This window comes from Pseudoduganella danionis (genome assembly GCF_009720775.1).
GTDB lineage: Bacteria > Pseudomonadota > Gammaproteobacteria > Burkholderiales > Burkholderiaceae_D > Rugamonas > Rugamonas danionis.
In genome coordinates this window covers 143,580-156,500 of record NZ_WNKW01000001.1, presented here as the reverse complement: position 1 = coordinate 156,500, position 12,921 = coordinate 143,580, and the positions used below count along the sequence as shown (strand labels likewise).

General features: G+C 61.8%; 11 protein-coding genes. 8 read left to right on the top strand and 3 right to left on the bottom strand.

The annotated features are described in order from the left end of the window. The first annotated feature begins 20 nt into the window (after positions 1-20). Both GM655_RS00720 and GM655_RS00715 read left to right on the top strand, forming a co-directional pair. Positions 21-2,024: an alpha/beta hydrolase family protein gene (locus GM655_RS00720; RefSeq protein ID WP_155432740.1), complete on the top strand. Its 2,004-nt coding sequence runs from the start codon at positions 21-23 to the stop codon at positions 2,022-2,024. 53 nt (positions 2,025-2,077) lie between these two features. After that, complete coding sequence (locus tag GM655_RS00715; protein WP_155432739.1) at positions 2,078-3,295, top strand: 6-phosphofructokinase; 1,218 nt, start codon at positions 2,078-2,080, stop codon at positions 3,293-3,295. A 245-nt stretch (positions 3,296-3,540) separates the two neighbouring features. Here the strand turns inward: GM655_RS00715 and purM are convergent, their stop codons facing one another. Then, positions 3,541-4,584, bottom strand: coding sequence for a phosphoribosylformylglycinamidine cyclo-ligase (gene purM / locus GM655_RS00710; RefSeq protein ID WP_155432738.1), 1,044 nt, complete (start codon positions 4,582-4,584; stop codon positions 3,541-3,543). 162 nt (positions 4,585-4,746) lie between these two features. Here purM and GM655_RS00705 point away from each other — a divergent pair, with 162 nt between their 5' ends. The 6 genes from GM655_RS00705 to panB all read left to right on the top strand — a co-directional run bounded on the left by GM655_RS00705 (position 4,747) and on the right by panB (position 10,122). After that, positions 4,747-5,829: an AI-2E family transporter gene (locus tag GM655_RS00705; RefSeq protein ID WP_155432737.1), complete on the top strand. Its 1,083-nt coding sequence runs from the start codon at positions 4,747-4,749 to the stop codon at positions 5,827-5,829. A gap of 48 nt (positions 5,830-5,877) precedes the next feature. Beyond that, positions 5,878-6,564, top strand: coding sequence for a DnaA regulatory inactivator Hda (hda, locus tag GM655_RS00700; RefSeq protein WP_155432736.1), 687 nt, complete (start codon positions 5,878-5,880; stop codon positions 6,562-6,564). Further along, entirely contained in the window at positions 6,564-7,235 is a 672-nt protein-coding gene (locus GM655_RS00695; protein ID WP_155434042.1) for a histidinol-phosphatase, read from the top strand. The genes hda and GM655_RS00695 overlap by 1 nt, the downstream gene beginning before the upstream one ends. Beyond that, positions 7,228-8,640 (top strand): polynucleotide adenylyltransferase PcnB, encoded by a 1,413-nt coding sequence (pcnB, locus tag GM655_RS00690; protein WP_155432735.1) that lies wholly within the window; start codon positions 7,228-7,230, stop codon positions 8,638-8,640. The genes GM655_RS00695 and pcnB overlap by 8 nt, the downstream gene beginning before the upstream one ends. A gap of 14 nt (positions 8,641-8,654) precedes the next feature. Next, complete coding sequence (gene folK, locus GM655_RS00685; protein ID WP_155432734.1) at positions 8,655-9,170, top strand: 2-amino-4-hydroxy-6-hydroxymethyldihydropteridine diphosphokinase; 516 nt, start codon at positions 8,655-8,657, stop codon at positions 9,168-9,170. Positions 9,171-9,270: 100 nt separating this feature from the next. Beyond that, positions 9,271-10,122: a 3-methyl-2-oxobutanoate hydroxymethyltransferase gene (panB, locus tag GM655_RS00680; protein ID WP_155432733.1), complete on the top strand. Its 852-nt coding sequence runs from the start codon at positions 9,271-9,273 to the stop codon at positions 10,120-10,122. An 82-nt stretch (positions 10,123-10,204) separates the two neighbouring features. Here the strand turns inward: panB and GM655_RS00675 are convergent, their stop codons facing one another. Together GM655_RS00675 and GM655_RS00670 are read right to left on the bottom strand one after the other, a co-directional pair. Continuing rightward, positions 10,205-11,566 (bottom strand): aspartate aminotransferase family protein, encoded by a 1,362-nt coding sequence (locus GM655_RS00675; RefSeq protein ID WP_155432732.1) that lies wholly within the window; start codon positions 11,564-11,566, stop codon positions 10,205-10,207. A gap of 10 nt (positions 11,567-11,576) precedes the next feature. Further along, a complete protein-coding gene (locus GM655_RS00670; protein WP_155432731.1) occupies positions 11,577-12,911 on the bottom strand; it encodes a glutamine synthetase family protein in 1,335 nt (444 codons plus the stop codon). Positions 12,912-12,921: the final 10 nt, after the last annotated feature.

Genomic DNA, 12,921 nt, shown 5'->3' with positions numbered 1-12,921 from the left:
CCACTACACGAAAGCCGACCATGTTATTGCGCCCCTTCTTGCGACTGGCCGTCCTGCTGCTGCCGCTCTGCTGCGCCAGCGCCCATGCCGAAGAGCGTCCTTCGCTCAGCGACTTCTTTTCCAATCCCGAGCTGAGCGCCGCCCAGCTTTCCCCCAGCGGTAAATATCTGGCCGTGAAAATCGGCGCTGCGGGCAAGCGTGAGCGCCTCGCCGTGATGGAACTCGACACCCAGAAAGTCACCGTGGTGGGCAATTTCACGGATGCCGATATCGGCGATTTCCAGTGGGTCAATGACCAGCGTCTGGCCTTCACGGCGGCCGACAATGATCTCGCCCAAGGCAACACCCGCTACGCACCGGGCCTGTATGCCGTCAACCGTGACGGCACGGGCTTCCTGCAATTGGCCATGCGCGCCGGCACGCCTTTCATTACCGACGCTTCCGCCCTGCGCAACCGGCGCGACCTGCTGCCCTGGCACACCTTCCTGCTCAGTCAGCACGGTGCGCGCAATAGCGACTACCTGTATGTTCAGGACCGCCATTACGGCGGGCGCGCCCAGATCGACTATGTCAATCTGCTGCGCATCAATACCGTCACGGGACGGCTGGCCGCAGAGCGCATCGACAGCCCCGAGCACGTGATGCGCTGGCTGCTGGACTTCGACGGCGAGCCAAGGCTGGTGCAGACGCTGGACAAGGACATCAGCGCCATCCACTACCGCGATCCGGCCACCAAGACATGGCGCAAGCTGGCCGAGTTCAATGCCTATAGCGGCAGCAAAGGGGCGTTTACGCCGCTCTCGTTCGGTCCCGACGGCACGCTGTACGTAATCGCCAACCGCGGACTCGATACCACTGGCGTGTACACCTTCGACGTGAACAAGCTGCAGTTGTCGGAAAAAGCTGTGGTGCGGCTGGATGGCTATGACTTCAGCGGCCATTTGCTGATGAACCGCGAAAAGCTGATCGGCGTACGCTATCTGAACGATGCCTACGCCACCGAATGGCTGGATAACGACTACAAAGCCATGCAGGACAAAGTCGACAGCATGCTGCCCAACACCATCAATCTGCTGACGCCGCCGATCCGGCCGGAATCGCCGTGGATACTGGTGAATGCCTATGCCGATATCTGGCCCAACCGTACCATGCTGTATAACCGCGAGACCCACAAACTGGAATCTGTGGGCGCCAGCCATCCGGCCATACAGCCACAGCAGATGGCGCGCACCACGCTGGTTCATTACAAGGCGCGCGATGGCCTGAATATTCCCGCCTGGCTGACCGTCCCTACCGGTAGCGGCAAGAACCTGCCCATGGTGGTGCTGGTACATGGCGGCCCCTATGTGCGCGGCACCAGCTGGCGCTGGGATGCCGAAGTACAGTTCCTCGCCTCGCGCGGCTATGCCGTGCTGCAGCCGGAATACCGCGGCAGCACGGGCTATGGCTACACGCTATTCCGCGCCGGCTGGAAGCAATGGGGCCTGAAAATGCAGGACGATATCGCTGACGGCGCACGCTGGGCCATCGCGCGCGGCACGGCCGACCCGCAGCGCATCTGCATCGCCGGCGCCAGCTACGGCGGCTATGCCACCCTGATGGGGCTGGTGAACGATCCCGATCTGTACCGCTGCGGCATCGAGTGGGCCGGCGTGACCGACATCAATCTGATGCGCACCGGTCACTGGGCCTATGTGTCGGACATGTCGGAAAACTGGAAGCAGTACGGCATCCCGCAACTGGTGGGCGATCCGGAAAAAGATGCCGAGCAGCTCAAAGCCACCTCGCCCATCCTGCAGGCAGCGCGCATCAAACAGCCACTGTTGCTCGCACATGGCGGCTCCGACCTGCGCGTGCCGCTGGTGCATGGCACGCGCTTCTATCAAGCCGTCAAGCAGAATAATCCCGAGGTGGAATGGGTGGAATATCCGGACGAAGGTCACGGCTGGGCACTGCCGGCCACGCGCTACGATTTCTGGAGCCGGGTCGAAAAATTCCTCGATAAACATATCGGCAAGCACTGAAGTTCGCGCTATAGTCTGAGGACAGCTGGTTCAACGGATACGGAGGAGCAGGCATGTCTTCAGGCAAAATTCTGGTCGCACAGGGAGGCGGGCCTACCGCCGTGATCAATCAGTCGCTGGCTGGCGTGGTGCTGGAAGCGCGCCGCTTCCGCGATGTCAGTCTGGTGTATGGCGCACTGCACGGCGTGCGCGGCATCATCAACGAAGATCTGGTCGATCTCACGCGCGAAACCAGCCACAATCTCGAACTGGTGGCTGCCACGCCTTCCTCGGCACTGGGCTCCACGCGCGACAAGCCCGACGTGCCCTACTGCGCCGAAATCTTCAAGGTGCTGCAAGCCCACCAGATCGAACAGTTCTACTACATCGGCGGCAATGACTCGTCCGATACGGTACGCATCGTCAGCGAACAGGCGCAGGCAGCAGGCTACCCGCTGCGCTGCATCCACATCCCCAAGACTATCGACAACGATCTGGTTGGCAGTGACCACACGCCGGGCTTCCCTTCGGCCGCGCGCTTTGTGGCGCAGGCATTCGCCGGTGCCAATCTGGATAACGCTTCGCTGCCCGGTGTGTATGTGGGCGTGGTGATGGGCCGCCACGCAGGATTTCTGACCGCCGCCTCGGCGCTCGGCAAGAAGTTTGCCGACGATGGCCCGCACCTGATCTATCTGCCCGAACGCGTGTTCTCGCTCGAGCAGTTCCTGCACGACGTCAAAGCCTGCTACGAACGCTATGGCCGCTGCGTGATCGCCGTCTCGGAAGGCATACACGACGCCTCCGGTACACCGATCGCCAGCCTGCTGGCAAAAGATATCGAGCGCGATGCCCATGGCAATGTGCAGCTATCGGGCACGGGTGCGCTGGCCGATCTGCTGTGCGACGAGATCAAGGCCAAGCTGGGCATCAAGCGCGTGCGCGGCGACACCTTCGGCTATCTGCAGCGCTCCTTCATCGGCTGCGTGTCCGATGTGGACCAGCGCGAAGCACGCGAAGTCGGCGAAAAAGCCGTGCAGTTTGCCATGTGGGGCCAGCGCAATGGCTCGGTCGCCATCAAGCGCACGGGCTTCTACTCGGTCGATTACGAACTGCTGCCGCTCGATGCCGTAGCTGGCAAGACGCGCACCATGGAGGACGAGTTCATCAGCGCCAGCGGCACCGACGTAACGGATGCCTTCCGGCTGTATCTGCGCCCGCTACTAGGCTCCGGCATGCCAGACGCATTCCGCCTGCGCCCCGCCCCCGTCGCCAAACTTCGGGGTCAGATCTGACATTCGGACACCTGACGCACACTTTTGATCAACCTCAAAACGCTATACACGGAGGTTTAGCGGTCAACTGAAGCTATGCGCCGGAAAATAGAATTTCCGATCCAACTTGCCGAGATCACGTATTGAGCATGCTCAAAAATATGTCACCGATGTCCAAATGACAGACCTGACCCCGAAGTATGACCCCGAAGTAAAAAAGCGCAGCACCCTGACGGGGCTGCGCTTTTTAATTCAATGCTTAAAACTTACACTACGATAGTCTGGTGCTCGTCGCCCACGCGGGCGCGGATGCGGCCGATGGTGTAGACGGTTTCGCCAGCCGCTTCCAGCTGGGCCTTGGCAGCGGCAGCGTTTTCCTGCGATACGATGACGGTCATGCCGATGCCGCAGTTGAATACGCGGTGCATTTCAGCGTCGGCCACGCCGCCATGCTGCTGCAGCCAGGTGAACAGCGGAGGCATGGTCCACGATTTCGCATCCAGTTCGGCCACCAGACCGTCCTGCAGCACGCGCGGGATGTTTTCTACCAGACCGCCGCCGGTGATGTGCACCATGCCTTTGACTTCCATCGAGGCCATCAGCGCCAGCAGCGGCTTCACGTAGATGCGGGTAGGCTGCATCAGCACGTCGGCCAGTTTGCGGCCGTGGAAGTCGCCTTCCAGATCAGGCTTGGCCACTTCGATGATCTTGCGCACCAGCGAATAACCGTTCGAGTGCACGCCCGACGAGGCCAGACCCAGTACCACGTCGCCCGGTACGATCTTGGTGCCGTCGATGATCTGCGATTTTTCGACCGCGCCCACGGCGAAACCGGCCAGGTCGTATTCACCGGCAGGGTACATCGAAGGCATTTCAGCCGTTTCGCCGCCGATCAGCGCGCAGCCAGCCTGTTCGCAACCCTGGGCGATGCCCTTGATCACGTCGGTGGCGGTAGCCACATCCAGTTTGCCGCAGGCGAAATAGTCGAGGAAGAACAGCGGCTCGGCGCCCTGTACCAGAATGTCGTTCACGCTCATGGCCACCAGATCGATGCCCACGGTGTCGTGGCGATTCAGTTCGAACGCCAGTTTGAGTTTGGTGCCCACGCCGTCGGTACCGGAAACCAGCACTGGCTCCTTGTACTTTTTGCTAATTTCGAACATGGCGCCGAAACCACCCAAGCCGCCCATCACGCCTTCGCGCAGGGTGCGCTTGGCAAATGGCTTGATCGCTTCGACTAAAGCGTCACCTGCATCGATATCGACGCCGGCATCACGGTAAGACAGGGAAACATTAGAAGTTTGGCTCATGGTGTATTTCGCAGCGGAGGCGGTAAAATAGAAGGCGGCGACCTGTTTCGTAGCAAAATGGCACGAAAATGCGCAAAAAAGCAGCGCGACAAGCCGGTAAGACCGCTATTTTAGCAAAATGCCTAGCGCCACAGCCGTTTTTAACTATCTAAATCACACTCCATGCCATTTCCCCTCACGCTAGAGCAAAAGCAAACAGCATTCTGGCTCGCGGTCTGGGCGGCATTTTTCTTCCTGCTGGTGACACTGGGCCCCATCCTCACGCCCTTCCTCGCCGCCGCGATTTTCGCCTATGCGCTCAATCCCGGCGTCGATGCGCTGCACCGCGTCCGTCTGCACCGCTGGCAGGTGCCGCGCGCACTGGCCGTGGTGCTGGTGATGCTGCTGTTTTTCTCCGCCATCACCACGCTGGTGCTGATCGTGGTGCCCGTACTGCAAAAGGAAATCCCCCTGATGCAGGCGCAGATCCCCGCGTTTCTGGCCAAGATCAATGACTTGCTGGGCCCACGCCTGCAGGAAATGGGCGTGAAAATCCGCCTCGACAGCATAGGTATCAAGAAGCTGGTGTCACAGCAGATGGCCACCAGCGGCGACGAAATCTGGACCACCATACTCAATTCCGCCCGCACCGGCGGCACGGCCGTACTGGGCTGGCTGGCCACGCTGGTGCTGATTCCCGTGGTGCTGTTTTACCTGCTGCTGGACTGGCACGCCATGCTGGCCCGTATCGCCGCCTGCGTGCCGCGCCGCTGGATAGGCGCAACCGTGGCCATGGCCGAAGAAGTCGACGCGCTGCTGGCCCAGTATCTGCGCGGCCAGCTGCTGGTGATGCTGGTGCTGGCCGTGTACTACTCGGCTGCGCTGGGCATCGCCGGTTTCGAAGTAGCGCTGCCGGTGGGGATCATTACCGGCCTGCTGGTGTTCATTCCCTATCTGGGCTTTGGTCTGGGGCTGATACTGGCGCTGATTTCGGCCGTGCTGCAGTTTAACGACCTGAGTGGCATGGTGGCCGTGGCCATCATCTACGGTGCAGGTCAGGTGATCGAAGGTTTCTTCCTCACGCCACGCCTCGTCGGCGAGCGTATCGGCCTCAATCCGCTGGCCGTGATCTTCGCGCTGATGGCCTTCGGCCAGTTGTTCGGCTTCGTCGGCGTGCTGCTGGCATTGCCCGCTTCCGCCATCCTGATGGTGGCCTTTAAACACCTGCGCAGCCACTACCTGCGCAGCAGCTTCTATAATGCGTGACGTGGAACAGAAAAACGTTATGCAAATGATCACATTCAGGCGGGTGCCATGAAGCAGCTGGTGCTCGATTTAGGCGCAGACCCGGCGCACAGCCTCAGCTCCTTCGAGGTAGGACAGAACGCCGAAGCGGTGGCGCTGCTGGCGCAGTTCGCCGACCGCAGCGCGCGCGAGCATTTCGCCTACCTGTGGGGCAACGAGGGCGTGGGCAAAAGCCACCTGCTCAAGGCGCTGGCCAGCGCCGGCAGCGAGGCGGACCAGCTGCGCGCGCGCTATATCTCGCCGTTCTCGATCGAATCGGAATTCGTCTACTCGCCCGAAGTCGACCTGTATCTGCTGGACGACTGCGAAAAGCTCTCGCCGCTGGCGCAGATCGACGCCTTCGCCCTGTTCAACGAAATCCGCGCCAATTCTGCCTACATGGTGTGCAGCGGCGCAGTAGCACCGGCCGTGCTGCCCGTGCGTGAAGACCTGCGCACCCGCATGGGCTGGGGCCTGATCTATCAGGTACACGGACTGACCGACGACGAAAAAGCCGCCGCCCTGAGTGCCGCTGCCAGCGCCCGTGGCTTGACCCTGTCGCCGGGCGTGATACCCTACTTGCTGTCGCACTTCCAGCGCGACATGCGGTCACTTTCGACCATGCTCGATTCGCTGGACCAGTATTCCCTACAAACCCAACGCCCGATCACTCTGCCCTTGCTGCGCGAGTGGTTGCAAGCGGAAGCCCAAGCATGATGAATCTCGCTTTATTTGACCTCGACCATACCCTGCTGCCCATCGACTCCGACTACGAGTGGGGCCAGTTCCTCGTGCGCATAGGCGCTGTCGATGCGGCCGAATTCGCGCGCCGTAACGACGCCTTCTTCGCCCAGTATCAGGCCGGCACACTCGATCCTGTCGAATATCTGGAATTCTCGCTCGGCACGCTGGCCAGCTTCCCGCGCGAGCGGCTGGCGGCCATGCAGGAGCAGTACATGAACGAAGTGATCCTGCCGGCGATCCGTCCGAGCGCGCTGGCGCTGCTGCAGAAACACCGCGAAGCGGGCGATCTACTGGCCATCGTCACGGCCACTAACCAGTTTGTCACCACCCCTATCGCCAAGGCGCTGGGCGTAGACCACCTGATTGCCGCCGTGCCGGAAACCGATGCCGAAGGCAATCTGACCGGCAAACTGCTCGGCACCCCCACCCAGGGCGCGGGCAAAGTCACCCACACCAAAGCATGGCTGGCCAAGATGGGCAAGCAGCTGGAGGACTTCGGCACGGTGCACTTCTACAGCGATTCGCATAACGACCTGCCACTGATGTCCATCGTCAGCCATCCGGTCGCCACCAATCCGAACGCCAAACTCAAACAGCACGCCGCCGAACATGGCTGGCCACATATCGACCTATTCAATGATTAAGAAACTGATCCGCAAAATCCTCGGCACCAAGAGCAAAGCCGAACGCGATACCAGCGCCCCCGTGGTGCTGGGGCCGGACGCCCATGGTATCGATCCGCGTCTGCTGTCGAACAACGCCGTGCGCGTTACCAGCACGCTGCAGGAAGCCGGCTTCGAAGCCTTTGTGGTGGGCGGCGCCGTGCGCGACCTGCTGCTGGGCGTGAAGCCGAAAGACTTCGACATCGCCACCAACGCCACGCCGGAGCAGGTGCGCAAGCTGTTCCGCCGCGCCTTCATCATCGGCAAGCGCTTCCAGATCGTGCACGTGATGTTCGGTCAGGATTTGCTGGAAGTGACCACCTTCCGCGGCACCAGTTCGGACAATGCACCGAAAGACGAACATGGCCGCGTGCTGCGCGATAACACCTTCGGCAGCCAGGCCGAAGATGCAGCACGGCGCGATTTCACCATCAACGCCATGTACTACAACCCGGCCAACCAGCAGGTGCTCGATTACCACGGCGGTATCGCCGACATCCGCGCCAAAATGCTGCGCATCATCGGCCAGCCGGAAACCCGCTACCGCGAAGACCCCGTGCGCATGCTGCGCGTAGTGCGCTTTGCCGCCAAACTCAAATTCGACATCGAGCCGCATACGGGCGCACCGATCAAGGTGATGGCACCGCTGATCAACAACGTGCCGGCCGCGCGCATCTTCGACGAGATGCTCAAGCTGCTGATGAGCGGTCATGCACTGGCCTGCCTGCAGCAACTGCGCACCCAAGGCCTGCACCACGGCCTGCTGCCGCTGCTGGACGTAGTGCTGGAGCAGCCGCTGGGCGCCAAGTTCGTCACGCTGGCACTGGATTCCACCGATGCCCGCATCCACGCCGGCAAGACGGCATCGCCGGGCTTCCTGTTCGCATCGCTGCTGTGGCATCAGGTACTGGAAAAATGGGAAGCCTACCGCGCCTCGGGCGAGCAGACCATTCCTGCGCTGCATCTGGCGGCCGACGATGTGCTGGAATCGCAGACGGAAAAACTGGCACTGCAGCGCAAGATCGGTTCCGACATGCGCGACATCTGGGCCATGCAGCCACGCTTCGAGCGTCGCGTCGGCAAAGCCCCGTACAAGCTGCTGGAACACCTGCGCTTCCGCGCCGGCTACGACTTCCTGCTGCTGCGCTGCGCCTCGGGCGAAATCGATGCCGAGATCGGCGAGTGGTGGACCGCCTTTTACGAGGGCGACGAGGCCGAGCGCGAACAACTGATCACGGCGGCCAGCCAGCCGGCTGGCAGCGGCGGCGCCAAACGCAAGCGCGGCCCCCGTCGCGGCGGCCGTAACCGCTCCGGCAAAGGTGGCGGCGAAGGCGCTGAAGGCGGCAGCAATGCTGGCGGTGACGGCAGCCACGGCGAGCACGATTAAGCTGCTGCCGCATCATGAGTATCCATAACATGGCTGAACAGGGCGGCCTGCCCTTCGCCATTGCCTACATCGGCATAGGCGCCAATTTGGGCGACGCGCGCGCGCAGGTGGAAGACGCCTTGCGCCGCCTGCAAGCGCTCCCCGGCTGCACGCTGATGGCGGCATCCTCGCTATACCGCACGGCACCGATAGACGCCGGTGGCGACGACTACATCAACGCCGTGGCCCGTATCAGCACCACGCTGGGCGCGGCCGAGCTGCTGGCAGCTCTGCACGGCATCGAACAGGCCCATGGCCGCGAGCGCCCCTACCGCAACGCGCCGCGCACGCTGGACCTCGATCTGCTGCTGTACGCCGATGCCCGTATCGATACGCCCACGCTGACCGTGCCACACCCGCGCATCACCGAGCGGGCCTTTGTACTGGTGCCGCTGCTGGAACTGGCACCAGCCATCCATATTCCCGGCCTGGGCGCAGCACAGCATTACGCTGCCGCCGTGGCCGATCAGCGCATAGACCAGATCACCTGATCTCTTGACTTTACAGCGCGCGATAGCAGTTAGGACTACACTATCGCGGTCAGCACATCTTTAAAGGATTACCATGTCTGCTTACCTGCAAGGAAACGAAATGGCTGCGAGCCAGAAGCCTGCCGCCAGCGCGACGCCTGCACCGGCCAAGACTGCGGCCGTCAAAGCCATCACCGGTCCGACGCTGGCACAACTGCGCGTCAACGGCGAAAAGATCACCATGCTGACCTGCTATGACGCCAGCTTTGCCGCCCTGATGGACCGCTGCGGCGTGGAAGTGCTGCTGATCGGCGATTCGCTGGGCATGGTCTGCAATGGCCACAGCTCCACCCTGCCGGTCACGGTCGAAGAAGTGGCCTACCACACGGCCGCCGTTGCGCGCGGCAGCAAGTCCGCTCTGGTGCTGGCCGATATGCCGTTCGGTAGCTACGCCACCCCACAGGCGGCATTCGACAATGCCGTGAAACTGATGCGCGCGGGCGCCCACATGGTCAAACTGGAAGGCGGCGCATGGCTGGCCGAAACGGTACGCTTCCTCACCGAGCGTTCTGTTCCTGTCTGCGCCCACCTCGGCCTGACGCCACAATCGGTGCACCAGCTAGGTGGCTACAAGGTACAGGGCAAAACGCTGGAAAGCGCCGACCTGCTAAAAGCCGACGCACTGGCGCTGCAGGCAGCCGGCGCCACGCTGCTGGTACTGGAAGCCATTCCTTCCGCGCTGGGCAAGGAAACCACCGACCTGCTGGCCATTCCAACCATCGGCATCGGTGCCGGTCCGGATTGCTCCGGTCAGGTGCTGGTGATGCACGATCTGCTGGGCGTGTTCCCGGGCCGCAAAGCGCGCTTCGTGAAAAACTTCATGGACGGCCAGACCAGCATCGATGCGGCGATCAGCGCCTATGTCAGCGCCGTCAAAGACGGCAGCTTCCCAGCACTGGAACACTGTTTCTAAGTCGCTCTAAAGCACGCTAAAGCCAGCTAGACGCATCTACTCCGCTCTAGCTGGTCACTCACTATTCAGAACGCAGCGCTAGCTACAGCAACGCCTGCACACACTCCCCGAACGCCGCCACCAGCCGCTGCACATCGTCGCCCGTCGTCGACGGACACACCAGCAGCATGTTGTGGAACGGCGTAATCAGCAGCCCGCGGTTCAGCAGATACAGGTGAATGATGTGTTCCAGTTCACTATCGAGTATGGCCTGTGCCTGCGTGCCATTCACTGGTGGCACAGGACAGAACTGGAACTCCGTGCGCGCGCCCACCTGCGTCACACACCACGGCAGACCATGGCGCGCAATCACGCCGCGCAGACCATCGGCTAACTGTGCAGCCAGCGCAAACATATAGTCATAGGCCGCAGGTGTCATCACCTGTTCCAGATTGGCGCGCATGGCGGCCATGGCAAACATGTTCGCGCTCAGGGTCGTGCCCACGCCGGAATGCCCTGCCGGTGCAGTACGTTTGGCCTGCTCCACCCGTGCCGCCAGTGCCGCCGTCATGCCGTACACGGCGCACGGTATGCCGCCACCTACCGGCTTGCCCACCACCAGCGCATCGGCAGCGATGCCATGCGCCTGTGCGTAGCCACCGGGCCCGCTGCTGATGGTATGGGTTTCATCGATCACCAGCAGGCTGCCATGACGACGGATGATTTCCTGCGCCGCTTCCCAGTAGCCGGGCTGCGGCAGCACCATGCCAATATTCGTCATCACGGGTTCGGCCAGCACGCAGGCCACATCCCCTTGCGCCAGCGCGGCTTCCAGCGCCGCCAGATCGTTAAACTCCACCACCAGCGTCTGCTCGGTCAGCGTATAGACCTGCCCCAGCAGACTGTCACGCTGGGTGGGCACGCCATCCACCAGATCGACAAACACATCGTCCACCGTGCCGTGGTAGCAGCCGTTAAACACCAGTATCTTGCTGCGTCCTGTGGCCGCACGCAGCCAGCGCAACACGAAGCGGTTAGCATCCGAGGCCGACAAGGCAAACTGCCAGTACGGCAGGCCGAAGCGGCGTGCCAGTTCGGCTGCCACAGGCGCCGCATCTTCCGACGGCAGCATGGCCGTATAGCCGCGTGCCGACTGACGCGCGATCGCCTGCGCTACAGCAGGCGGCGCATGGCCGAACATGGCGCCAGTATCGCCGAGACAGAAATCGGTGTACTCATGGCCGTCTGCATCGCGGAAGCGCGCACCATTAGCTTCGGCCACAGTCAGCGCGAACGGCGTTGACCAGTCGTTCATCCAGTGCATGGGCACACCGAACAGCATGTGCTGTCCGGCCTGCTGTGCCAGCCCTGCCGAGATAGGATTGCGCACCATATAGCTGGCGCGTTCGCTGGCGGCCAGCGCCTGCGCGCGCTGCCAGTTCAGACCTGTGCGAGGTGTATGCATGGCGCTCTCCTCACACCAGCAGCATCAGGTGTTCGCGTTCCCACGAACTGATCACGCGGCTGTAAGTCGCAAACTCGAGTTCCTTGACCTCGCAGAAGGCCTGTACAAACAGCTCGCCCAGTATTTCGCTGAGCGGCTTGCACTCGCGCAGACGCATGATGGCGTCTTCGAGATTACGTGGTAACTGGTCGTGCACATGCTCGGCGCTGCCGTAGGTAGGATCGGACGGCTGCAAGCCTTCCAGCATGCCCAGATAGCCACAAGCCAGCGTAGCCGCCATGGCCAGATACGGATTCACGTCCACCCCGGGCACACGGTTTTCCACACGCCGGTTGCGCGGATTCGAGTTCGGCACACGGATACCGCAGGTGCGGTTGTCATAGCCCCAATGCACATTGGTCGGCGCCGACATGAAGCGCGACAGGCGGCGGTAGGAATTCACATGGGGGGCCAGCAACAGCGTGGCTGCCGAGGTATAACGCTCCAGCCCCGCGATATAGTTGAAGAACAGCGGACTGGCTTCGCCCGTCTCCGTCGTGAAGATGTTGTTGCCATCCTTATCCAGCACGCTCTGGTGAATGTGCATGGCGCTGCCCGGTTCTGTCTCCATGGGCTTGGCCATGAAGGTGGCGAAGATGCCATGACGTAGTGCTGTCTCGCGTACGGCGCGCTTGAACAGGAACACGCGGTCAGCCAGTTCCAGCGCCTCGCCGTGGGTGAAGTTGATTTCCATCTGGCCTGCACCAGCTTCGTGGATCAGCGTTTCCACGCCCAGATCATGCTGTTTGCAGAAGGTCGACAGTTCGAGGAAGAAGGGGTCGAAGTCATTCACCGCATCGATAGAATACGACTGGCGGCCGGATTCGGGCTTGCCGCTGCGGCCCAGAGGTGGTGCCAGCGGTTCATGCGGGTTGCTGCTGCGCGCGACCAGATAGAACTCCATCTCGGGCGCCACCACGGGCTGCCAGCCGCGCGCCGCATACAGTGCCAGCACACGGCGCAGCACAGCACGTGGTGACAGGCCGACGGGCGAGCCATCGAAATTCTGGCAGTCGTGAATCACCAGCGCCACATTCTCGGCCGCCCACGGCACCTGCCGCAGTGTGGCCAGATCCGGCTTGCAGATCATGTCGGGATCAGTCGCCCCTACATACGGCAGGTTGTTGGGCTGTTCGCCGTTCACCGTATTCAGCAACACGCTCTTGGGCAAACGCATTTCGCCTTCGCTCAGGAACAAGTCCTTGGGGAGTATTTTTCCGCGTGCGATGCCGGTCATGTCAGCTATCACACACTCTACTTCGTGAATATTACGTTCACGCAGAAAATCCATCATGACCTGCTCCATTTTACGTCTC